The following is a 22,410-nucleotide window of genomic DNA, read 5'->3' on the forward strand; positions in this document are numbered from 1 at the left end:
AATGTATGACACCTACCATCTTAATCGTCGAGGACGATTCGAAAATCGCCCGATTGCTCGAACTGGAATTAAACCATGCCGGATACGCGACGCAGGTCGCCTTCAACGGTAAAGATGGCTTAGCAGCTGCTGAGACTGACATCGATCTCGTCTTACTCGACGTGATGATGCCGGAGCTCAGCGGCTTCGAGGTGCTTCGCCGGCTCCGAGCAAACGGTAATCCGGTTCCGGTCATCCTGTTGACGGCACGGGGAGAAGTGTACGATAAGGTTGCCGGACTTGATCTCGGGGCCAATGATTACGTGACGAAACCGTTTGAAATCGAAGAACTGTTGGCACGGATCCGCGGGTTACTCCGTTTGACGATCCGTACAGCGGTCGAAACCAATCAACTGCATTACGCCGATCTCTTACTCCATTTGGACCGGCATGAAGCGTTTCGAAGTGATGTTCCGCTCGATTTGACGCCACGTGAATTTGATTTGTTGTCTTATCTGATGGAAAACAAGGAGCACGTTTTGACCCGTGAGCAAATTCTCAATCGGGTCTGGGGTTATGATTACTTCGGGGAAACGAATATCGTCGATGTTTACATCCGGTATTTACGCAAAAAAATGGACCGCCATCAGCCTTCCCTTATCCAGACGGTTCGGGGAATCGGTTATGTTTTGAGGGAGGAGAAAGGATGAAGTTGCGGACGAAACTCGCCTTATCCGTCACATTGTTCACGACCCTTTTATTGCTGTTGTCTTTTTTAGTCGTCACGTATGTCGTCCGTGATCATTTGATCGAATCCCGCTTCACGCAACTCGAACAAGCGGAAGAACTGATGGAGGATGATTCGACGACCCGGGCGTTATTGACACTTCATGAAGATTCCGTCGTCCTGTCGCGGAGTGACGGACGCTGGGTCATCGCGAACGATGAAGAGGAGGATGATTCCGCTACTGTCAACGGTGATGTCCGGGCACGCGATCTTCCCGGTATCCCGACGACCCGCGACGAACCGTTCAAATCCGGTGACTGGTTTGGCGTCGTCCATCAAGATCAGGCGTATCTATTTGAAGACGATACGGTGGATGATACGGTCTCGACGCTGATTTTCGCCTTTTCGATCGTCCTGATCGCCGCCGTCATCATTGCCTTTCTCAGCAGTTTTTTCATCGCCTATCAAACGTTGCGTCCACTCCGTCAACTCGGTCAGACGATGGAACGGATTTCCGACTCCGGCACACTTGAAACTGTTCCGGAACAGCAAAATGATGAAATCGGACAACTCGGAAAAGTCTTTAACCGGATGATCGGCCGTGTCGATCAAACAATGGAACAGCAACGGCAGTTCGTCGCCGATGTTTCACATGAGATGAAGACACCACTGACCGTCATCGAAGGGTATGCAAAGCTCCTGAAACGCTGGGGTAAAACAAATCCTGACGTCCTTGAAGAATCCATCAGCAATATTCTGAACGAAACGCATACGATGCGGAGTGGACTGATTGAACCGATGCTCGAATTATCACGGCTCGGCTACGGCGAAACAACGACAGAAACCATCGATTTGAAACAGCTCGGCGCCGAGGTCGCGGACCGGATGCACCATGCCTATGCCATCACGATTCCCGTGGATGCGATCGGTACCGTTACGGCCAATCACGAGGCACTCGTCCGGATTTTGACGATTTTCATCGATAATGCGATCAAATACGCTAAAGATCCGGAAATCCGTCTCCGACCGGACCGGCTTGAGGTCCTGGACCGCGGCACCCACTTATCTGACGCGCAGCGCGCTCGTTTGTTTGATCGGTTTTACCGGCTCGATGAAGCACGTGACCGGTCCGGCAGCGGTCTGGGTCTGTCGATTGCGGCCGCTTTGGCGGAACATCATCAGCTGTCGGTCGGCAGTGAGGCCCGCCCGGACGGCGGCAGCTGTTTTTACATCACCTGTCGCTGAACACTCGGAATGAAACCTTCCCTCGTCTTTTGGCGTACACTAGAGACAAGAGTCAGATGAGGAAAGAAGGTTATGAACAATGGCTAAAAAACGTTGGGGAGGCTTAGCCGTCGCCGGAGCATTTCTGCTCTCAAAAGGTAAAGTGCTGCTCGCTCTCTTAAAATTCTCTAAATTTGGCGGAACGTTAATCTCGTTCGGAATTTCGTTATTGTTTTACGCACAAATTTTCGGCGTCTGGTTTGGCGTCGGCTTATTGTATCTGTTGTTCATTCACGAAATGGGTCATCTCGCAGCCGCCAAACGGCTAGGCTTTAAGACAGGGCCGGCCATCTTTGTTCCGTTCATGGGAGCTGTCATCGGAATCAAGGATACATTCCGGACACCGAAACAAGAAGCGATTTTAGCCTACGGGGGACCGTTTGCCGGATTACTTTCCCTCATTCCGCTTTTAATCGGATATGCGGTGACAGGAAACGAGTTTTGGCTCGTCATCTTCCACTTGGGTGCCTTGTTGAACCTGTTTAATCTGCTGCCGGTCAGCCCGCTTGACGGCGGACGGATTTTAGCCGGTCTGCCGATTGTCGTCTGGGTCGCAGGTCTCGCGGCTTTGATTGCCTACGGTATCACCCATTTCAGCATCATTCTGTTGTTGATTGCCTTCCTCGGCGGAAGTGCGGTCTGGAAACGATATCAGTTCGCTAAACAATACGAGAACAACAAATCGGTTCTGATGTTATACCGGGCAGCCCGCAGCCGTGTTCTGCAGGCGAAAGTCGAGCAGGAACACGCGACCGCAACAGAAACCGGTTCGGACGAAATGATTGATGAAACGGACGACACAACGGTTTCCACTTATGATCCGATTGCCTGGTCACTCCGGCACGACCTCCAGGATTTACGGAGCGCCAGTCCGGAAGACGCAAAAAGTGCCGCCGATGAGTTGCTCCGCTATCAATATGACTCGGCCAATGATTATGATGCTTTGCTTCGTCGACTCGATCAACGGATTGAACCGTTACTCGAGGCTGAAAAATCAGTTGAATACCATCAGATGCCAAAGAAACAACAGACCATTACGCTGTTCGCTTACCTGGCTCTCGGTGCGATTCTGTTCATTGCGTTTGAATACTCAAAAGGATATCTTCCGACCCCATCCTGAGCGGTCGCGACATCCAAAAAGACACTCCGTCATCTGCAGATGGAGTGTCTTTTGATCGTTTTGCACATTGCTTGATTCGATTACTTGCATCCGTCTGTCGAAGCGACTAATCTGAATGAAAATCCATGTCCCTGTTTCGAAAAAAAGGAGGCTCTCCTGATGATGAATAAAAATACGGCTCGATTGGGAGAAGCACCCATCAATAAACTCCTGATCGGCCTGTCGCTCCCGGCGATGATCGGGATGCTCGTGACCGCTCTCTACAATATTGTCGATACGATCTTTGTCGCGCAGGGAATCGGGACGGTTGCTGTCGCGGCTGTCGGAATTGCCTTTCCCGTTCAACTGGTCTTGATGGCCATCTCGAACTCGGTCGGAATCGGCGGTGCTGCCATTGCTTCTCAGCGGCTCGGTCAAAAAAATCTGGCAGGTGCCAGTCGGGCCTATGCGAATGTCCTGATGACGGTCTTTGTTGTCAGTATGCTCGCCATTATCACAGCGTTCATCTTCGTCGAACCGTTGTTGCGTGTGTTCGGTGCGACACCGGAGATCATGCCGTACAGTATTGATTTCCTCCGTGTCCTGTTGCTCGGTTCCCCGTTCTTTATGCTGACGATGGCATCCAGTGCAATGCTTCGGGCCGAGGGACGTGCCAGTTATCAGATGCGTGTCATGCTGACGACGGTCGCAATCAACATCGTCCTGACCCCCTTGTTCATTTTCGGACTCGACTGGGGCATTCAAGGTGCCGCTCTCGGGACAGTTGTTGCGCAAATCGTCGGATCCGTCCTGATTTTCCGATTCTTTTTTACGAAATCAAAAAAGACGAGTCTAGTCCTTGACCGGGAAGCGTTCCGGTTTGATCCGAAACTGGTCGGCCGGATGGGACAAATCGGCTCTTCTTCTTTTATCATGCAAGTATCACAGTCGATTTTGTTCATCACCGTCAATCATATGCTCGTCCGTTACGGTGGTACGACAGAACTCGCAACCTTTGCCGTCATCAATAAGTTCATGGCACTCGTCGGAATGCCGATCATGGGCATCGTCCAAGGCATGCAACCGATTGTCGGGTATAATTTCGGATCGAAACAGTTTGACCGGATGTCACAAGCCATCAAACTGGCCATTCGTTACGGCTTGACGTTATCCATCACCCTATGGCTGTTGATTCAGCTGTTTCCCCGTTTTTGGGTCGGGATGTTTACGGAAGACGCGACGTTACTTAACGAAGGTTCGACTGCGATGCGGATTTTATTCGCCATTTCATTCGTGTATGGCATTCAGATGATTGTCAACGGTATGTATCAATCGCTCGCCAAGGCACGGATCGCCCTGTTCCTGTCGCTCTCACGGCAGACCTTATATACGATTCCGCTCGTTCTGATCTTACCGATGTTCTTCGGCGTACAAGGAGTTTGGTTCGCCTTTCCGATCGCCGATTTGATGGCGGTTTTAACGGCAGTTGTCTTTGCCTACCGTGACCGGATCATGCTCTTTAAGCCGGATGAGTATGCAGCACCGGAAGAACAGGAAAAAGCGGCACAAGCCAAATAACCAAAAAGTGAACTGCTCCCCGTCAAGTAGACAGGCGAAATAATAAAAATCTTTTAAACGGCTTGAGCCCTGAATTCCAGCGGACTCAAGCCGTTTAGTCGTTCTTGATATCGTTCTTCGTTATAGAATCGAATGTATTGCTGAATCGCATGACAGAGTTCGTCGAACTCTTCAAACTTATGTAGATAATAACTCTCACACTTCAGTGCGCCCCAGAACGATTCCATCGGACCATTATCGATGCATTTACCGACACGAGACATACTTTGTGTAATGCCTGCTGCTTTCGTCATTCGACGGAAAGCATGCGACGTATATTGAAACCCACGATCGCTATGTAGAAGTGGTTGGCTTTCTGGTACGCCCTGAAGGGCGCGTTCAAACGTATCGAACACGAGTTGATTGTTATTCGAATGACCGATGACAAACGAACGAATGGATCCGTCGTACAGGTCTAGAATGGCACTTAGATACGCCTTGTGGGATGCGCCATACTTCAGTTCCGTGACATCCGTTACCCATTTCTGATTCGGTCCCGCCGCATGGAAATCACGATTCAGGATATTCTCTGTCGTCTGTTGAGGAAGGTGGCGCATATATTTGGGACGCTTTCGACGGATGACACAGTAGATTCGGGCAAAGCCCATCAAGCGACGGATTCGCTTCGAGTTGACGTTTCTGCCAAAGCGACGTTTCAGGTTCAGTGTCATTCGGCGGTATCCGTAAATTCCGTTCACCGAATGGTGAATCTGGCACATCTCTTCGATGATCCGTGTGTTCTCGGTCTCCCGTACCGTCGGTACACGATGTAACCATTTATAGTAAGCTGCACGCGAGATACCCGCAAGGTCACATAAGGCTACGATGGGATAACAGAATTTCGCTGCGAATGACTGGATCGCCTCGTATTTATCTCGATTACGAACTTGGCTTAACGTGACCTCCTCTCGATCTCCTCTAACTTTTTTAGGAAAGCGTTCTCCATTCGCAGACGCTCATTTTCTTTCTCGAGTTGTTTCATTTCAATCATGAAACGTTCTCCAGCGGTCAATTCTTCCTCCGCTTTCCGACGTCCCCGGCGGTCCAACAGTGCGTCTATCCCGTCTTTCTCGAACTTCCTTACCCAGCTGTAGATTTGTTGATACGAGACCCGATGGGTCTTCATGGTGTGTTGATAGTCTTTCCCGTTCTGTATGCAGTCCATAACTGCCTCGACGCGCTCTTCGAATGTTGTCTTTCTTGCTTTGGTCATAGTGAATCGCTCCTTCAACGGTTTCCCTTGAGTACTATGACCAGTATACTGGCTAATCCATCTTTGAAGCACGCTCTTACTCGAGATGCCGAATCTTAGCGTGGCACTCCTGAGTGATTCCTCAAGGTCTAGCACTGCGCGTACGGCTTGTGTTTTCAGTTCTTCTGAATAGCGTGTCCATCCCGTTCTATTACTTAGAGCTAAGGCACCACCGTGACGGTATCGTCTTCGCCAAGTATTCAACGTATCGAGTGAAAGCTCGAAGAGCGACGCAATCTCCTTTAACGTATATGTTCCGTTATCGTACATCTGTATGATGTGTATTTTTTCATCAAACAAAAATTTAGATGTGGCCATAGAAAAAGCTCCCTTCAAAAGTAGACTGTTTTGTTATTTCAACTGTCTACTTTTGTGGGAGCATATCATAAAGGCAGACGGACTTTTTGGTTAAAATAAAAAGACGAACATGCATTCTAAATCAAAATACGGTATGCTGTTTAAAAAGGAGAGATGACATGCCACCTTATACCTTAGCGATTGATTTTGAAACCGCGAACCGAAACAGCCGCAGCATCTGTGCCTTCGGCTGGTCTGTTTTATCCGAAGGACGCGTCGTGACGAGCGAGCAGGTTCTGATTAATCCGGAAGAAGATTTTGATGCCGGCAACATCCGTGTCCACGGCATTCGCCCGAGTGACGTCTGGGATGCACCGGCCTTACCGGAAGCAATGGAAGCACACGGATTGTTTAAGTTAATCGAGAAGGCCGAACTTGTCATTGCCCATAATGCGGCTTTTGATATGGGAGCGCTCCAAAAAGCCGTTCAAAAATATGACTTATATCAAATGCCGACGTTTCAATATGGCTGTACGGTTAAACTGTCACGCAAGCTGTATCCATGGTTACCGAACCATAAGTTAAATACGATGGCGGAATTTTTAAATGTTTCGTTTAAGCACCATGATGCGAAAGAAGATGCCTACATCTGTGCTTTATTACTGCAGGATATGTTTGACCGGACGAATATCGAACATCCGGTCGAACTACACCGTTTTTGTGGCGTTCGGATGGGTGAAGTCGCTTACTGATGCTAAAAAAGGAGCCACTCAAAATTCTGAGTGGCTCCTTTTCGTATTTCTTATTTCGTTGTTTGTTTAATCGGGAACCAGCCTGGACGGCTCGTGATTCCCTGCCATAGTGCATCCGGTACGACGAGTTCCGCCTGTGCCGACGGATCGAGTTCTGTCCGGATCGATTCCGTTTCACCAGCTTCGACTTTTTCGACCCATTTCGGTTCCATGATTAACTCACGGCCCAGGGCGACGAGTGGCACGACTTCAAGCGAACGCTCGACTTCTTCCGGTGTATGGAGTGAACCGACACCGATAACTGGAACCTGTTGACCGACACGCTCTTGAACTAAGCTGATTGGCGAACGTGTTTCGTTTTGATCACGAATTGATCCGGCAAAGAAGTCCATCACAGAAACGTGCAGGTAGTCGAGATCTTTTTTCGCAAGTGCATCAACGAGTTGCATCGTATCGTCGAGTGTAATTCCCGGATTTTCAACTTCTTCCGGTGAAAAACGGTAACCGACGATGAACGAAGGATCTTGTTTTGCAACGGCTTCGACCGCATCGACGACGGCTAGTGGGAAAGCAAGACGTTTTTCAAGACTGCCGCCCCATTTGTCCTCACGACGGTTCGAATGCGGAGAAACGAATTGTTGAATTAAGTACGTGTTCGCACCATGAATCTCCACTCCATCAAATCCGGCTTCCATTGCCCGGCGTGTCGCTTGACCGAACGCTTCGATGATCGCTTCGACTTCTGCTGCTTCCAGTGCACGTGGTGTCATTGCGCCTTCACGTTCTGGTGCTACTGCACTTGCGCTGACGGTTTGTCCGCCGACGAGTTCCGGTGGTGCCATACGACCCGCGTGGAAAATTTGCAGAATCGCTTTTGCGCCTTGATCTTGGATTGTTGTCGCGAGACGTTTCAGGCTCGGAACCAATTCGTCGCGCTCCGCGCCAAACTCATTCGGGAATCCTTGACCGTCTGATGTGACGTTAGCACATGCTGTGATGACTGTACCGACTCCACCTGAACGTGCTGCGTAATAGGCAAGCTCCGCTTCTGAAACTTCACCGTTTTCTTCTGCCGCGTAGTTCGTCATCGGCGCCATCATAATCCGGTTTTTAAGGGTCACTCCGTTTGGAAGTGTAAACGTATCAAACATCTTTTCATTAGCCATTGAAGCATATCCTCCTCTGAAATCTTAACTTGAATATCGTCAGTATACGCCCGCTCTGCTTTAAATGACTAATGATGTGCTTCACTGATGTTCTGAACGCTGATCAGATCCGGTACTTCCGTTTCCGCCGCCCGCCCGGCCACCACCAGTTCCAGTGTCCGAACAGCTTCATCAGTGCCGGAACGAGGAACATGCGGACGATCGTCGCATCAATGAAGATCGCAAGCGCAATTCCGACACCAAGTTGCTTGATCGGACTGACGCCGGTAAAGGCAAAGGCCCCGGTGACGACAATCATGATTAAGGCGGCTGAAGTGATGATTTTACTTGTCTTCGCCAGTCCCATTTCCGTCGCGAGATCATTATCTCCGGTCTCATCGTAGTATTCTTCCATCCGTGAGACGAGAAACACTTCGTAATCCATCGACAGACCAAACACCAGCGAGAAGATGAAGACCGGTGTTAAAATACCAATTGTCTCGGCCGGGAATACCCAACCGGACTCAAACAAAATGACAAGCAACCCGAATGTGGCACCGAGGCTGAGCAGATTCATCAAAATCGCTTTGATCGGAATCAAGATCGACTGGAATGCAAACAACAGGATGATGAATGTGGCAAGTAAGACAAGACCTAACGCGAGCGGCATCTTCGAGTAGATTTCATCATAAATTTCCTGATTGAAGGCCGCCGGTCCTCCGACCTGATAGCCCTGGTCCCGTACTTCACGGACCCATTTTTGTGAACTCTTGTCTCCCGGATCTCCCGTCAACTTGACGTTAACCCGGGCAATTCCTGAATCAAACGCAATCAACGATGCTAACTGTTGTTTCCCTTGTTCACTTGCGGCAATCTGAGTCACGCTCTGTCCGTTCGCTTCCGCCAGTGACGTCGCTGAGATGACGCTGCTGACTCCGGCATCTGCTTCGAGACGTGTCGTCAATGCTTCCAGTTTTTCGACACCCTGTTCTGTTTGAAAATCAGCTTTCAGCAAGACGACGGCATCGGTTCCGTCGTCCCCGAAGGTTTTTTCCCACGCTTCAAAGGCAAGGCGCGATTCATAATCTTCCGGCAAAGCACTCGCCTGCGGAATATTCAGTTCCAAATCACGCAACGGAATTAAACACGGCAACAGCAATAGAAGTGAAAAGATGGTAATGGCGACCGGACGTTTCATGACGAACCGGGCGAGCTTACGCCACCTGACTTCTCCCTGCTCCGAATCCGCTTTGAAAATCCGGCCCTTTTCCAGACTCCCGCCCAGTAATGCCAGCAAAGCCGGAAGTAAGGTTACGGCGCTGATGACAGCACCAAGCACCGAGACCAATGTTCCGATCGCAACTGCTTGAAAGACGTCGACGTCAATGACAAGTAATCCCGCCAATCCGACAAAAACACAAATTCCGGAAAATAAAATGGATCGTCCGGCCGTCGCCACCGAAACTTCCGCCGCTTCCGTAATCGATCGTCCGGCTGTCCGTTCTTCCCGGAACCGATTGACATACAGCAGGGAAAAATCAATTCCGAGGGCAAGTGAAATCATCGCTACGGCATTTAAGACAAAGATGGATAATTCCTGTTGTCCGGCGATGAAATACAGTGTTCCGGCCCCGAAGATGAATGTGACGAGTCCCATGATGAGCGGCAAGATAGCCGCGAGCGGTGTACCGAAAACGAGAAACAGGACCAGTAAGGCTGCCGGGACGCCAATCAATTCAGCACGGACCAAATCATTTTTGGACGCTGTATTCAAATCGTCAACGATCAACGGCTCCCCTGTCAGTCGAATCGTACTGCCGTCCTGCGGATCGAGTTTTTGTTGTACTGTCTTGACCCAAGAGGAATCAATGTCCGGTATCCCGATCGAGACATATCCTTTCCCGTCTTTGAATGCTTCTGGATTTTCCTGCGGACCGACGACCTGTCCGACACCTTGAATCGTCCGAAACGCTTTGACGTGGCGTTCCATTTCCTGCCGGATGCTTTCTTTTTCCCCTTCAAACAACACGATAATTTGGTGAGGATCCTGCTTAAATTCCTTTTCTAACGTGCGTTCGACTTGTTGAAATTCCCCGTCCCGCGTAAAGCCGTTTCCTTTCAGCTGATCCGGTAGCTGCACTGCAAAATAACCGAGGATCAGCAACAATACCACCCAAGTCACGCTGATGCCTTTTCGAAAACGGACTACGTATCGACCAAAACGTTCCATCTGTCATCTTCCTCCCTGTATACAAGAAACACATCCTTCGCCTGCTGCGACAAAGGATGTGTTTACGTCTTCTGAAAAATTTGGAGCCACGTATTTCCGAAATTTGCCGACGTCGAGACGATGGCCAGTCGTTGCGCCGATTCATCCAGTAAGATCGTCTTTAACAGGATAGATGACTGGCATCCATCAAATTTAAATTTCAGTTGCTCTTTTTCGTACAGATAAAATCGATTGGCATCCGTTACAGAAAACAGATGTTCCCGGCTGTCGACCAGCAAATAATCATCGTACTCGGAAAACGGAATCAATTGTTCCTGTTCCGTAAACGCATCCCAAATGACATAACGCGCTTGATTCACATCATAGGAAATCATCGTTCCCGGTGCCAGCAGACGTTCAAACGCATACTGCGGGTCATACCCCCGTTCAATCAAACGTCCTAATAAAGGAGCTTCGTCATAATCCGAAAAAGTTCCTTCCTGTTTTTCAAAATCATAACGTACGACATCGGTTTCAGCCGAATACATAAAAATTTGTTCGCCTCGCCATTCATAAAGATTACTGAACCAAGCGTCCGCAAAGTGGCTGGGACGATTCATATATTGGAGACGTCCGTCTCTTAAATCGAGTAAACCAAACAATGAAGTTTCTTCAAAAACGATGAACACACGGTATCCGTCCGGTTCAAAGAACCAGGTAAACGGAACATACGCACATGCTGTCTCCCACCGTATTCTCAAATCCAAATCACATTTTGTAAATCCGCCTTGATCCCGGTATAAAACCAGATCATCACCGAATCGGTCAAAAAGTGAAACAGATTCATGGAACAACAGCTCAGCGGCTGGTTTATACATACGCATCACTTCCTACTCCCTACGGTATCAACCTTCTTCATTTCTAGCTACTGTCGATGCGCTCGAAGAGCATGTCCTGTATACTTAAAGGAAACAAAAAGGAGGTCTACACACAATGAAACCCCTACAACTGTCTGCTGATACAGCTGTTGAACTTTCGAAACGTCTCAATGTGCCGCTCGAACAGTTAATGCATATGCCGCGGCATATTTTAATACAAAAACTGGTCGAATTAGAAGCGGAACAATCCGACTCTTCTTCTGCGGATGATACATCTTCAGAAGACAAATGATACAAATATGCCCTTCTTTCGTGCGCTGGCCGCATAAAAGAAGGGCATTGTTCTTTATAAAATTAAGATTGTGGATTATATTCAGACTTTCCATAACGGAATACATTAACAATCGCTTTTCCATCACTCGGATAACCGTTCGGATGATCGATCGGAAACAACGAGAAGAAAATGAAATAGAACGAGAAATAGGCGAATTGATACGTAAAGATCGAAGCCTCGAAGACACCCGCATAAATCAAACCGTTTACGATTAGGATACTCGCCAGATTGAAGATGGCTCCACCGGCGTAAACCATGATGTTCGTAAACTTATTTTCGTGACGAAGCGCCTCGTACTGACACCACCCGTCCCAAAAATAAACGCGGTTCAAGCGGATGGGACCGACGCGTAACAAGGATTTTCCCGATCCGATATTGATTTCCATGTTACCGCCAAACAGACGTGCAAAAAAGTAATGACCCATCTCATGAATTAACGTGACGATTGGTAAGAGTAAAAAAAACGAGAAGAAAAATTTCCAGATATCATTGAAACCAAACATACGATACATCCTTTCAAAAAAACCAGCACTCTAAATACTACTTATAGTATGTTCCCGGAAGTCATGAATTAAAACAGTAAACTTAGAAATTCATTAAGTCATTCTGATGACACCGCAACACGACTGTCACGTCATGCACTACGGCTAAATCAAAAAAAAATCGGAGTCCACATCAGCGAACCCCGATTCTTACAAGCGTCTTATCCATCATTTATTATTTTTACGTCGTTTGTTCGCTGCATAGAGCAAACCAAGAATCGTCAGTGCGGCACCGCCTGCCACTGCATATTTCTTATAGTCTGCTTTTCGTTCGGCAATCACCGTCGTCGATAAGGCTTTCACGACAAGTTGTTTTTCTTCGTGTAGACGGGGGGCGTGGATTTTTACGACCCCTTCTTCGACGAGAATTTCGAACTCGCCGCTCGGTAACTCGATTGTCACATCATGGTCCGTCGCATTGTGATATACCCGCTGACGCTCCACATATCCTTCGTACGTTCGCTTCAATTCATACGCAATGATACCTTCCCCTTCTTCGAGGAAGCGGAGATGTTTCCGAATCATTGCTGTATTTTCCAGACGGAACATCGGATACTGGCGCCGCAGGGCAATCAATCCTTTGACATATTCGACGCCGGCACGGAATTGTTCCGCGCGCTCATAATCCAATTGATTCACGACTTCTCCGGAATTAAAACTGTCCCGAATCCCGTTTTTCGTCCGGAAAAACTCCTGCCCTGCATGTAAAAACGGAATACCTTGGCCGGTTAAGATAATCGCATTCGCTAGCATTTGCCGCTTTCGACGGATTTCATCCGTATCTTCCGGTTTTGACACGGACAATTTGTCCCAAATCGTTAAATCATCATGGGCTTCAACATACGAAACGACCTGATTCGGTTCATCCGCAAAGCCTTGCGAAGAGACGTTTCCGGCGATTCCCCGTTTGACTTCATTCGTCCGCTCGAAAGCCCCGCTGATGAATCCCCGGTCAGCCGGTGTCTGAACGTCACCTTTGACACCGTCACGTAATCCGTTGTTGAAATGAGCGATTCCCGGCATCTGCGGCGCATTAAAGTAGTTGGCTTTTTGATCGGCTGCGAGTGGTGTGTCAAGATCCCACCCTTCCCCGATAATCAAAATCGACGGGTCAATCCGGTCAAGGGCATGACGAACCTGATTCATCGTTTCGACGTCATGTAAGCCCATCAAATCGAACCGGAATCCGTCCAGATGATACTCTTTCGCCCAATAGGTCACACAATCAAGAATGAATTTCCGCATCATAAAGCGTTCTGATGCTGTGTCGTTCCCGCAGAAACTTCCGTTTGAAAGTGTTCCGTCCGCTGCCTGCCGGAAAAAGTAACCCGGAACGAATTGTCCAAGTGGTGCCGTTTCCGCATCATAGACATGATTAAAAACGACGTCCATTACAACGCGAATGCCTCGATCGTGCAAGGCTTGAATCAAGGCTTTTAATTCCCGGATCCGTGCTGCCGGATCATCCGGATTCGACGAATAGGATCCTTCCGGCGCAAAGTAATTGACGGGATCATATCCCCAGTTGTAGTTATCCGGATCATTTGGTGCCGCTTCATTGACTGAACCGAAATCATAAATCGGAAGAAGTTGGACATGCGTCACACCTAGGTCCGTCAGATAATCAAGACCCGTCAATCCGCCTGCCGGTGTCCGTGTTCCCGCTTCCGTTAATCCGCGGAATGTGCCCCGCTCGATGACCCCACTCGCCGGATGGCTCGTCGCGTCCCGAACATGCAATTCATAGATGACAGCGTCTTGTGACGAATGGAACAAAGGACGTTCCTCAATCCAACGTTCCGGGTGAATCGCCGACGGATCGATTAATGCCCCCCGTTTGCCGTTGGTCCCGACTGCTTTCGCGTACGGATCGACTGCTTCGACTTTCTGTCCGTTGATGCTGGCTTGAAACGTATAAAAGTAACCTTCATACACAGCGCGATCCAGTTCGACGACGAATGTCCCCTGCTGATCTGCCGTCAATTCAAGTTCTTCAACTTTCCTTGCCCGCAATGTCCGGTACAAACGAATTACGACACGTTCCGCCGTCGGTGCCCATAAACGGACACGTATCGTATGCTCATCAAACGTCGCTCCTAAATCCGATCCTTTATAGGCATAGCGCTCATCCAACTCTTCCGGTGTGAGCGTCAACATATCTGCTGTTTGTTTCAAAGCCATGCACCCCTTTCATTTCATGGTTTTCATTATAACAAAATTTCATCCGGATGAACGATTCGACTCTCTTCCTTGCTTTTTCTTTGCCGAAAATTCAACCTGAAGTCAAAGCATTTCCGGGCAAATATGCTAAAATGGTTGTGGAACGAAAGGGGAGATTCTTATGGCAGCAAAAGACAATTCATTTGATATCGTGTCACAAATCAACATCGAAGAAGTTAAAAACGCGATGCAGGTTGCACTAAAGGAAATTACGAACCGCTTTGATTTCAAAGGATCAAAAAGCGACATGAAACTCGAGAAAGAAGATTTGATTCTGATCTCAGATGACGACTTCAAACTCGATCAAGTCAAAGATGTCCTGACAGCTAAACTCATCAAACGGGAAGTCCCGACGAAAAACCTGCAATACGAAAAAGTCGAGCAGGCAGCCGGAAATACTGTCCGTCAACGCGTTATTCTCAAAAGCGGAATCGATCGTGATGATGCTAAAAAAATCAATAACGCCGTCAAGGAATCAAAACTCAAGGTGAAAACTCAGATTCAAGACGATCAAATCCGTGTTACGGGAAAATCACGCGATGACTTACAGCAAGTTATGCAAATCGTCCGTGAGTTGCCGTTATCGGTCGACGTCCAGTTCATTAATTTCCGTTAAGCATAAAAAATCCCTTGCTCCGGTTGGAGCAAGGGATTTTTTATGCTTATTGAGCGGTATATCCGCCGTCAAGAACGACAGCTTGACCGGTGACACCGGCTGCTTTGTCACTTGCGAGGAAGATCGCGTAGTCGGCAATCTCTTTGACTTGCAGTAAGCGATGTTGCGGAACGAGCGGGTAGATGACTTCTTCAAGTACCCGGTCGAGCGGCACATTCCGTGTTTCGGCAAGCGAAGACAATTGTTTTTGGACGAGCGGTGTATCAACATAACCCGGACAAATCGCATTGACGGTAATACCGGACGTTGCCCCTTCTAGTGCGGCAACTTTCGTCAAACCGATGACACCGTGTTTCGCACTGTTGTAAGCGGCTTTACCGGCAAATCCGATCAAACCGTTAATGGATGACATGTTCAGGATACGACCGAATCCTTGTTTTTTCATGATCGGGAACACGTATTTCGTATAGAGGAACGGTGCCCGTAACATGATGCTTTGAAGTAAATCAAATTTTTCAGTCGAGAACTCTTCGATTGGTGAAACATGTTGCATGCCGGCATTGTTGATGACGATATCGATCCGTCCGTAGTGATTCATCGTTTGTTCAATGCTTGACTGAATCGCCGTTTCACTTGTGACGTCCCCTGCGACAGCAAAGGCTTCGAATCCTTTACTTTGAAGTGTTTCCGCCGCCTGTTTGGCTGCATTCTCCTGTAAATCAACGATGACGACTTTTGCACCTTCCTGTGCAAATTCTTCCGCAATTTCGAGACCGATTCCGCTTGCTGCTCCGGTAATCAATGCGACTTTTCCTTCAAGTTGTTTCATCTTCATCTACTCCTCTTTACTCGTTTGTTTCTTTTACTGTACGCTTAGGCAATGAATAATAAAAATGAATACTTGTTATGATAGATATAACAAAAACGAATAGGAGTGAATCAGATGGATTTTCGCCAGTTGGAATATTTCACGGAAGTCGCCCGCTTCAAAAGCTTTACAAAGGCGGCGGATCACCTGCATGTCACTCAGCCGACCCTCAGTAAGATGGTCCGCCATTTAGAAGAAGAATTGGATATCGAACTGTTTGATCGGAGTAAACGGCAAATCGTCTTAACGGATGCCGGGGAAACTTTACTTGTCGAAGGCGAAAAAATTCTGAATCAGCTTGCCGATCTGCCGTCTCATCTCTATGACGTCATGCACTTGACGAAAGGGACAATCCGGATTGGTGTTCCGCCTTTGATCGGTTCATTGTTTTTCCCGCGTCTGCTCCGTTTGTTCCGTGAACGGTATCCGATGGTGACAATCGAGATTACGGAAGCCGGCGGACACGCGCTTGAGAAGGCTGTCGTTGCCGGAGAAGTCGATTTAATCGCGACTGTCTTTCCGGCCGATGAACATTTGACGGTCTATCCCTTCATTGAAGAGGAGCTGCATCTGTTTTTACCGGAGCAACATCCTCTCGCGGATCAGCCGTCCATTGCCTTGGAAAATGTCGCCGAGATGCCGTTCGTTCTGTTTAATGAAACCTTTTCACTTCACGACGTCGTTTTACAGGCCTGTGAGACAGCAGGGTTCCGCCCGGCCGTCGCCCATGTCAGTTCGCAGTGGGACTTCTTGTGCCTGCTCGTTGCGGAAGGAAATGCCGTGACTGTTCTTCCGCGGTCTTTGGCACAGCAAATGACGATCAAAGGTGTGAAAACCATTCCGCTCGATGTCCATGTACCGTGGCAGATCGGTGTCGCTGTCCCGACCGGACGCTATCAGTCTTATGTGACACGTGAATGGATTCGCTTCATTCAAGAAAATCATTCTTAAAATGAATGACACATATAAAAACCATGTATTTGTAGCATGAGTATTCTTCCTTTAAGATAAACCGTATCGTTCATAACAGAAAGGAAGTTATTCATCATGGCTACACACTTAAACAACCGACACGAAGTAGGACTTAAAAAATTAAACGAATTTACCGATACGAATTCTGCGCAATCAACACACGAAAAAATCGCCGAATCGTTAAAAGATATCGCTCCGGCAGTTGGTGAATGGATCACCGATTTTGCTTACGGGGAAGTTTACAGCCGCAACGGGCTCGTCAATCGCGACCGCGCGATCGTCACGATCGCAACACTTGTCACCCAAGGAACTGAACCACAACTCGCGCTTCATATTAATACCGGATTAACGGCCGGATTAACAGGAAACGAAATCGTCGAAGCCATCATGCACCTTGTTCCTTATACCGGCTTCCCGCGTGTCCTTAACGCACTCGAAGTCGCAAAAGTTGTTTTCTCTGAACGCGGCGTGACCGTCGACCCGGCTTAATTAAAAACAGGATGAGCCGCATGAAACGCGGGGTATACTCTTAGTACAAGGGAGCGATGCCACATGCAGTATGCACTCATCACCGATCTGCACAGTTCATTATCCGATACACGTGCTGTGTTGACAGCTATTCAACGGACGGCTCCGCAAGCAATTGTTTTTTCGCTCGGAGACGTCCACGAATGTCATATCGGAAAAAAACGGGCCAAGCGGTATACGTTTGAAGAAATCGAACAAGTCGTGACGCTTGATCCGGATTTTTTGAAGTTGCTGTTTTTTGAAACGTTGCTCGGAAATCAGGAAGAACGGTTGTTTTCATTGATTCCGACAGGCGTATCCCATTATCTCGATCAGCTGCGCTCATCGGATCGGACAAAACAAACGGATTCTGCTTTGTTCATTCATGGTGATCAATTGAAATGGAGTTATGATTTGACGCCCGACACCTCTTCTTATCCGGACCGGCTCTTATTTTTCGGTCACAGTCATGTACGCGGATTGTTTAAAGAGGGCAAACGATTAACCGTTCATCATGATATTCCGATTTCGATCAAACGCGGCCGTTACGCCATCAACGTCGGACCGGTTCTGGTCGAACGGGAATGGTTGCTGTACGATACGACGACCGAAACCATCACGTTTTATCGAGCCAAATGACTGCCTGACATGAAAAATCCCCCGTTCCTTCACAATTCGTGAAGGAACGGGGGATTTTGAGTTATCCGCTGTTACAGATAACGGACAAGAGAAGCACGAACTAAATCCACTTGTGTGAACTCTGTCTTATCGGCAAACTGGTTGACGACGTGACGGACTTCACCTTGACGACGAACGAAGCTTGTCGGAACCGGTGTTTTCCGGACCAATTGTTCGTATAACGTCGTCAACTGATGATCATCGATGACCGTCGTCATCTGATCAAGGAATAACAGGACATGGAGACGGTTCAAATAGTCCCACGGCTTGTCTTCCGAACGAAATTCATTGCGGGCCAACCATTTCTTCAAACCGATCGCATCAATCTGGTTCAACGTCTCTTTTGTACGGGGTGCTTTCCATAACGCCAGCAACTCACCGAGTTTTTTGCGTGTCTGCTTTTTCGTCATGAAGAACTCAAAGTTGGTTTTCGTATCGAGTGCGTCACCGCTGATTGGAGCAATTTGATCAGCTCCTGGTGCTGTCACGAAATCGAATACGAAATCAACTGATTCGCCCGGAAGCCATGCAGCGACTTTTCCGTGAAAGTCAGCAATAAAAGCGATCGATGCAGCTAAGTCTTCCTGGTTCATTTGTGTAGATGCGTGCTGTAACCGTTCCATTGTCTCTTTGTTCATATGATAACCCCATCTTTAATCTGATTTATTTTACATTTCTTCCGGAGCGCCGACGCCAAGCAGGCGTAATCCTTCCGTCAATACAATCGTAACCGATTTTACGAGTGCGAGGCGAGATTGTTTTTCCGCATCGTCTTCGAGGACACGAACTTGTCCGTAGTATTTATTGAAGCTTTGAGCCAAATCAAGGACATAACGGCTGATGATCGACGGTTCGCGGCGTGTAAACGCCCGGTCGATGACAGCCGAGAACTGGTTCAGCATCGATACGACACCCCATGAATAATCATCCACACTTCCGTTGAACGCTGATCCGTCATAAGCACCTTTACGAAGCAGTGAATTTGCCCGTGCATTCGTATATTGGACGTATGGACCGGTTTCTCCTTCAAATTTCAACATCTGCTCGAGATCAAACTCAATGTTGTTCATGCGTTCATTTTTTAAATCATGGAAAATGACGGCGCCGACACCGACTTCGCGTGCTGTCTGTTCTGCATTGGCAAGGTTCGGATTTTTTTCAGCGATGTTTTGTTTGGCAACGTTAATTGCATCTTGAAGCACTTCTTCAAGCAGAACAATCCGTCCTTTACGTGTCGACATCTTTTTCCCGTCTTTCATGATTAAACCAAACGGAACATGGTGCATGCCGTCAACATTTTCAAATCCGAGTTTCTTCAGGACAGCAAACAGTTGTTTGAAGTGAAGGGCTTGTTCGCCGCCGACAACATAAAACGCCTGTTCGAAGCCGTAAGTCTCAAGACGATACACGGCAGCCGCCAAATCACGTGTCGCATACAGTGTCGCACCGTCTTTTTTCTTGATCAAGGCAGGAGGCATGCCTTCTGCTTCAAGGTCGACGACCATTGCGCCTTCCGACTCGACGAGCAAATCTTTTTCTTCCAATAAGTCGATGACGTGTTGCATTTTATCATTATAGAAGGCTTCTCCGTTTAAGCTGTCAAAGCTGACACCAAGCATTTCATATACACGGCTGAACTCGACGAGTGAGACTTCACGGAACCATGTCCAAAGTGCTGTCGCCTGTTCGTCCCCCTGCTCGAGTTTTTTAAACCAAGCCCGACCTTCGTCTTCTAAGCCTGGGTTTTCTTCCGCTTCTTCGTGGAAACGAACGTACAGTTTCAGCAATTCTTTGATCGGCTCAGAGCGGACATCTTCTTCTTTCCCCCACATATTGTAGGCAACCATCAATTTACCGAACTGAGTTCCCCAGTCTCCTAAATGGTTGATGCCGACGACCTCATATCCTTTTTTCCGTGAAATCTGGTTCAATGCATTTCCGATGACCGTCGAACGCAAATGTCCCATCGAGAATGGTTTTGCGATGTTCGGAGATGAGAAATCCGTGACGATCGTTTTTCCGTTCGGTTCGCTTGATCCGTATGCCTGTTGTTCTTCTAAGACACGTTTAATGATTTCACGCGAAACCACTTCCCGGTTCAGAAAGACGTTTACATACGGTCCGGCTGCCTGGACGTTTGAAAACAGCGGGTTATCGATTTTTTCAGCCAGTTCCGTCGCAATCATCATTGGAGCTTTGCGGAAGGCTTTTGCGAGTTGGAAACATGGGAAAGCCAGGTCTCCGTGATCCTCGTGCTTCGGCTGTTCGATCAGTTGTTCAATCTCTTCTTGTGACAGGGCGTCACCGATCACATCGTGTAATACTTGGGCATACTGTTGCTTGTAACTCATTTTATTTCCTCCAAACAATTATTTTTTCCAATAAAAAACGCCCTTTGCGCAACACGCAAAGAGACGGAAAGACCGCGGTACCACTCTTCTTGGTGTCGACGGTACGACACCCACTTTAACGGGGATAACGGGGTTCCCCCGGCTAGGCCTGATCACATGGATTCGGATAGCATCTCGGAAGTGCGTTTCACGATGGTCTAATCTGTTCAGGCTTCCACCATTCCCTGATTCGCTGGTCGATTACATCCTATCGTTACTTTCTTCGTCATCGATTGTCTGATATCTTTCACATTATACGCAATTCACCCCATTCTCTCAACCTTATTTTTTTGTAAATCCCTTATCATAATTTCCACAAAACGGGTATAAGTAGGGAAGGACTGTTAAAGGAGGGGGACGCACCATGGTCTACTATCAAAAAGTGGCACGAAACAGTTGGCTCGTCTTGTGTCTCGTCGCCAGCCTGCTTACCTTCACTTTACTTACACATCCGACACTCATTGACTTCCCACTCTCACTCGGCAATGCCGCCTACCTTCTTGCACTCATCATCCTGTTTCAGTTCGACAACATCCGGCGGGGAGGCATTTATTATACGTTTCAGGAAGGAATCATCTTATTCATCTTCCTTAACTACGGATTAGGGCCGTCCATCCTTCTCAGTCAGATTGGTATCATCATTTTTCAATATTTTTCTCACAAAAAAGAAATTCGCCGTCAACGCTTTTTATACTTGTATCCAATCAACGTTCTGTTTGATTTGGTTTATCTCGCCTGTCCATCCCTTGTCTATTTAGCACTCGGTGGACCGATTGGGACCGGTTTTACTTACTCGAAAGCGCTCCTTCCGCTTCTCGGATATTTAACGACCGTGATGCTCGTTTCCTATCTCCAGTGCCGGTTCGTCAACCGGATCCTCTACTTAAAATATGATTGGGTCCGCCTTGTCCGCCTGCAGACGCTGGTCTACGGTATCAGCATCTTATGTGCCCTGCTCGGAATCTGGTTTTACGATGAGAATCCGCTCATCGCCGCATCTGTCTCGACACTGATTTTATTTTTATTCAAACGTTTGCTCCAACAACGCGTGGAGACGATTGAAGCGAATGAGAAAGCCAAACGGTTTGATGACGCAAAAGAACACCTGCTGATTTCCCGGTTTGAACAAGAAACGATTGATTCCTTATTATGCGACTTGCCACACCTGATTGATTTCTCAGAAGGATGGATATCGATTCAGCAACAGCGTAAGCAAACGATCTACAACATACGAACGAAGACAATCATTGACGTGTTGCCTCTATTCCATTCCCTGTCGGCCGAACAGTTACACACCCCAATCATCCACGGTCTCCGATGCGATTGGGGCTCGGATATTCAAATCGATTTACCCGTTGACCGTCATTCGATGATTGCCATTCCGTCGATTACGAACGAAGATGTCGATGTATCGATCGTTCTGTTCCATCAAATTGCCGATGCCTATGATGCGACAAGTGCAGACGAGCTTTCGCGTTTGTTACGCATTTTTTGCCGGGTGGTGCACCGTTCACGGGAAACGTATCAACTGTACGCCGAAAGCCGGACGGATGCCTTGACGGAACTCGCCAACAGCCGTGCTTTTTACGAGGAAGGGGCCCAACAGTTTGCTTCCGACCGTTATCCGTTGTCGATTGTTTTATTTGATATCGACCACTTTAAGTATGTCAACGATACATACGGGCATAAGGTCGGTGACCTCGTCCTGCGTGAACTCGGTCGCAGAATCCGGTCCATCCAGCAGAAAAAGCACAATGTCTTCGCAGCACGGTACGGCGGGGAGGAATTTGTCCTGTTACTTCATCAGTCTCCACAGAATCAGGCCATCGATGTCGCAGAAGAGGTCCGGCATGCTGTACTCGATCGACCGTTCGTCGTCGACGGACATCGTTTATCCATCACCATCAGCCTCGGCGTCGATACCGTCGAATATCAGTCGGAACGATCGTTTGAAGAATCGCTTCGTCAAGCGGATCATGCCCTTTATGTCGGAGGCAAACACAACGGTCGCAATTGTACTGCTCATTACGCTAATCTTTGAAAG

20 protein-coding genes and 1 other annotated feature are annotated in these 22,410 nt (G+C 48.1%); of the genes, 11 read left to right on the forward strand and 9 right to left on the reverse strand.

The window, feature by feature from the left end:
- The first annotated feature begins 5 nt into the window (after positions 1-5).
- The 4 genes from KNP91_RS10325 to KNP91_RS10340 all read left to right on the forward strand — a co-directional run bounded on the left by KNP91_RS10325 (position 6) and on the right by KNP91_RS10340 (position 4,667).
- Positions 6-689 (forward strand): response regulator transcription factor, encoded by a 684-nt coding sequence (locus KNP91_RS10325; RefSeq protein ID WP_214766490.1) that lies wholly within the window; start codon positions 6-8, stop codon positions 687-689.
- Complete coding sequence (locus tag KNP91_RS10330; RefSeq protein WP_214766488.1) at positions 686-1,951, forward strand: sensor histidine kinase; 1,266 nt, start codon at positions 686-688, stop codon at positions 1,949-1,951. The genes KNP91_RS10325 and KNP91_RS10330 overlap by 4 nt, the downstream gene beginning before the upstream one ends.
- A 79-nt stretch (positions 1,952-2,030) precedes the next feature.
- On the forward strand, positions 2,031-3,110 hold the full coding sequence (locus tag KNP91_RS10335; protein WP_214850026.1) for a site-2 protease family protein: 1,080 nt from the start codon (positions 2,031-2,033) through the stop codon (positions 3,108-3,110).
- A gap of 159 nt (positions 3,111-3,269) precedes the next feature.
- Positions 3,270-4,667: an MATE family efflux transporter gene (locus KNP91_RS10340; protein WP_214850029.1), complete on the forward strand. Its 1,398-nt coding sequence runs from the start codon at positions 3,270-3,272 to the stop codon at positions 4,665-4,667.
- A gap of 53 nt (positions 4,668-4,720) precedes the next feature.
- On the opposite strand, the gene KNP91_RS10345 is transcribed toward KNP91_RS10340, so the two are convergent.
- Positions 4,721-6,276 (reverse strand): IS3 family transposase gene (locus KNP91_RS10345; protein WP_251136007.1). Its coding sequence is split into 2 segments (ribosomal slippage): positions 4,721-5,637 and positions 5,637-6,276, totalling 1,557 coding nucleotides; the frame shifts between segments, so codons are not numbered across the junction.
- A gap of 158 nt (positions 6,277-6,434) precedes the next feature.
- Here KNP91_RS10345 and KNP91_RS10350 point away from each other — a divergent pair.
- A complete protein-coding gene (locus KNP91_RS10350) occupies positions 6,435-7,007 on the forward strand; it encodes a 3'-5' exonuclease (protein ID WP_012371709.1) in 573 nt (190 codons plus the stop codon).
- Between the two features lie 50 nt (positions 7,008-7,057).
- Here the strand turns inward: KNP91_RS10350 and KNP91_RS10355 are convergent, their stop codons facing one another.
- From KNP91_RS10355 to KNP91_RS10365, 3 genes are all read right to left on the reverse strand, one after another.
- On the reverse strand, positions 7,058-8,173 hold the full coding sequence (locus tag KNP91_RS10355; RefSeq protein WP_214766481.1) for an NADH-dependent flavin oxidoreductase: 1,116 nt from the start codon (positions 8,171-8,173) through the stop codon (positions 7,058-7,060).
- A 103-nt stretch (positions 8,174-8,276) separates the two neighbouring features.
- Entirely contained in the window at positions 8,277-10,382 is a 2,106-nt protein-coding gene (locus KNP91_RS10360; RefSeq protein ID WP_214766479.1) for an MMPL family transporter, read from the reverse strand.
- Positions 10,383-10,444: 62 nt separating this feature from the next.
- Entirely contained in the window at positions 10,445-11,239 is a 795-nt protein-coding gene (locus KNP91_RS10365) for a hypothetical protein (RefSeq protein ID WP_148206650.1), read from the reverse strand.
- A gap of 115 nt (positions 11,240-11,354) precedes the next feature.
- Here KNP91_RS10365 and KNP91_RS10370 point away from each other — a divergent pair, with 115 nt between their 5' ends.
- Positions 11,355-11,531: a YycC family protein gene (locus KNP91_RS10370; RefSeq protein ID WP_012371713.1), complete on the forward strand. Its 177-nt coding sequence runs from the start codon at positions 11,355-11,357 to the stop codon at positions 11,529-11,531.
- 62 nt (positions 11,532-11,593) lie between these two features.
- On the opposite strand, the gene KNP91_RS10375 is transcribed toward KNP91_RS10370, so the two are convergent.
- Positions 11,594-12,076 carry a hypothetical protein gene (locus KNP91_RS10375; RefSeq protein WP_012371714.1) on the reverse strand — a complete coding sequence of 161 codons (483 nt, stop codon included), beginning with the start codon at positions 12,074-12,076 and terminating at the stop codon, positions 11,594-11,596.
- A 207-nt stretch (positions 12,077-12,283) separates the two neighbouring features.
- Positions 12,284-14,296 (reverse strand): type I pullulanase, encoded by a 2,013-nt coding sequence (pulA, locus tag KNP91_RS10380; protein ID WP_214766477.1) that lies wholly within the window; start codon positions 14,294-14,296, stop codon positions 12,284-12,286.
- Between the two features lie 160 nt (positions 14,297-14,456).
- Here pulA and KNP91_RS10385 point away from each other — a divergent pair, with 160 nt between their 5' ends.
- Positions 14,457-14,951 carry a YajQ family cyclic di-GMP-binding protein gene (locus KNP91_RS10385; protein ID WP_012371716.1) on the forward strand — a complete coding sequence of 165 codons (495 nt, stop codon included), beginning with the start codon at positions 14,457-14,459 and terminating at the stop codon, positions 14,949-14,951.
- 46 nt (positions 14,952-14,997) lie between these two features.
- Here the strand turns inward: KNP91_RS10385 and KNP91_RS10390 are convergent, their stop codons facing one another.
- Entirely contained in the window at positions 14,998-15,780 is a 783-nt protein-coding gene (locus KNP91_RS10390) for a 3-hydroxybutyrate dehydrogenase (protein WP_012371717.1), read from the reverse strand.
- Between the two features lie 114 nt (positions 15,781-15,894).
- Here KNP91_RS10390 and KNP91_RS10395 point away from each other — a divergent pair, with 114 nt between their 5' ends.
- The 3 genes from KNP91_RS10395 (at position 15,895) to KNP91_RS10405 (ending at position 17,937) form a co-directional block, all read left to right on the forward strand.
- Entirely contained in the window at positions 15,895-16,770 is an 876-nt protein-coding gene (locus KNP91_RS10395; RefSeq protein WP_214850031.1) for a LysR family transcriptional regulator, read from the forward strand.
- Positions 16,771-16,866: 96 nt separating this feature from the next.
- Positions 16,867-17,280: a carboxymuconolactone decarboxylase family protein gene (locus tag KNP91_RS10400; protein WP_214766475.1), complete on the forward strand. Its 414-nt coding sequence runs from the start codon at positions 16,867-16,869 to the stop codon at positions 17,278-17,280.
- Positions 17,281-17,343: 63 nt separating this feature from the next.
- Entirely contained in the window at positions 17,344-17,937 is a 594-nt protein-coding gene (locus KNP91_RS10405; RefSeq protein ID WP_012371720.1) for a metallophosphoesterase family protein, read from the forward strand.
- Positions 17,938-18,008: 71 nt separating this feature from the next.
- Here the strand turns inward: KNP91_RS10405 and KNP91_RS10410 are convergent, their stop codons facing one another.
- Both KNP91_RS10410 and argS read right to left on the reverse strand, forming a co-directional pair.
- A complete protein-coding gene (locus tag KNP91_RS10410) occupies positions 18,009-18,614 on the reverse strand; it encodes a hypothetical protein (RefSeq protein WP_214766471.1) in 606 nt (201 codons plus the stop codon).
- A 30-nt stretch (positions 18,615-18,644) separates the two neighbouring features.
- Positions 18,645-20,327, reverse strand: coding sequence for an arginine--tRNA ligase (argS, locus tag KNP91_RS10415; RefSeq protein ID WP_214766469.1), 1,683 nt, complete (start codon positions 20,325-20,327; stop codon positions 18,645-18,647).
- A gap of 56 nt (positions 20,328-20,383) precedes the next feature.
- Positions 20,384-20,605 (reverse strand) — a binding site (T-box leader).
- A 125-nt stretch (positions 20,606-20,730) separates the two neighbouring features.
- Between argS and KNP91_RS10420 the strand changes: the two genes are divergently transcribed.
- On the forward strand, positions 20,731-22,407 hold the full coding sequence (locus KNP91_RS10420; RefSeq protein WP_214850033.1) for a GGDEF domain-containing protein: 1,677 nt from the start codon (positions 20,731-20,733) through the stop codon (positions 22,405-22,407).
- Positions 22,408-22,410 lie beyond the last annotated feature (3 nt).

Origin of the sequence: Exiguobacterium sp. s138, from assembly GCF_018618775.1 — a bacterium.
Taxonomy (GTDB): domain Bacteria; phylum Bacillota; class Bacilli; order Exiguobacteriales; family Exiguobacteriaceae; genus Exiguobacterium_A; species Exiguobacterium_A artemiae.

Excerpts from the sequence above, each read along its gene's own strand:
- KNP91_RS10330 (WP_214766488.1), top strand. The coding sequence starts at position 686 with ATGAAGTTGCGGACGAAACTCGCCTTATCCGTCACATTGTTCACGACC.
- KNP91_RS10390 (WP_012371717.1), bottom strand. The coding sequence starts at position 15,780 with ATGAAACAACTTGAAGGAAAAGTCGCATTGATTACCGGAGCAGCAAGC.
- KNP91_RS10340 (WP_214850029.1), top strand. The coding sequence starts at position 3,270 with ATGATGAATAAAAATACGGCTCGATTGGGAGAAGCACCCATCAATAAA.
- KNP91_RS10400 (WP_214766475.1), top strand. The coding sequence starts at position 16,867 with ATGGCTACACACTTAAACAACCGACACGAAGTAGGACTTAAAAAATTA.
- KNP91_RS10420 (WP_214850033.1), top strand. The coding sequence starts at position 20,731 with ATGGTCTACTATCAAAAAGTGGCACGAAACAGTTGGCTCGTCTTGTGT.
- KNP91_RS10405 (WP_012371720.1), top strand. The coding sequence starts at position 17,344 with ATGCAGTATGCACTCATCACCGATCTGCACAGTTCATTATCCGATACA.
- KNP91_RS10335 (WP_214850026.1), top strand. The coding sequence starts at position 2,031 with ATGGCTAAAAAACGTTGGGGAGGCTTAGCCGTCGCCGGAGCATTTCTG.
- KNP91_RS10365 (WP_148206650.1), bottom strand. The coding sequence starts at position 11,239 with ATGTATAAACCAGCCGCTGAGCTGTTGTTCCATGAATCTGTTTCACTT.
- pulA (WP_214766477.1), bottom strand. The coding sequence starts at position 14,296 with ATGGCTTTGAAACAAACAGCAGATATGTTGACGCTCACACCGGAAGAG.
- KNP91_RS10325 (WP_214766490.1), top strand. The coding sequence starts at position 6 with ATGACACCTACCATCTTAATCGTCGAGGACGATTCGAAAATCGCCCGA.
- KNP91_RS10375 (WP_012371714.1), bottom strand. The coding sequence starts at position 12,076 with ATGTTTGGTTTCAATGATATCTGGAAATTTTTCTTCTCGTTTTTTTTA.
- KNP91_RS10360 (WP_214766479.1), bottom strand. The coding sequence starts at position 10,382 with ATGGAACGTTTTGGTCGATACGTAGTCCGTTTTCGAAAAGGCATCAGC.
- KNP91_RS10355 (WP_214766481.1), bottom strand. The coding sequence starts at position 8,173 with ATGGCTAATGAAAAGATGTTTGATACGTTTACACTTCCAAACGGAGTG.
- KNP91_RS10350 (WP_012371709.1), top strand. The coding sequence starts at position 6,435 with ATGCCACCTTATACCTTAGCGATTGATTTTGAAACCGCGAACCGAAAC.
- KNP91_RS10385 (WP_012371716.1), top strand. The coding sequence starts at position 14,457 with ATGGCAGCAAAAGACAATTCATTTGATATCGTGTCACAAATCAACATC.
- KNP91_RS10410 (WP_214766471.1), bottom strand. The coding sequence starts at position 18,614 with ATGAACAAAGAGACAATGGAACGGTTACAGCACGCATCTACACAAATG.
- KNP91_RS10395 (WP_214850031.1), top strand. The coding sequence starts at position 15,895 with ATGGATTTTCGCCAGTTGGAATATTTCACGGAAGTCGCCCGCTTCAAA.
- argS (WP_214766469.1), bottom strand. The coding sequence starts at position 20,327 with ATGAGTTACAAGCAACAGTATGCCCAAGTATTACACGATGTGATCGGT.
- KNP91_RS10370 (WP_012371713.1), top strand. The coding sequence starts at position 11,355 with ATGAAACCCCTACAACTGTCTGCTGATACAGCTGTTGAACTTTCGAAA.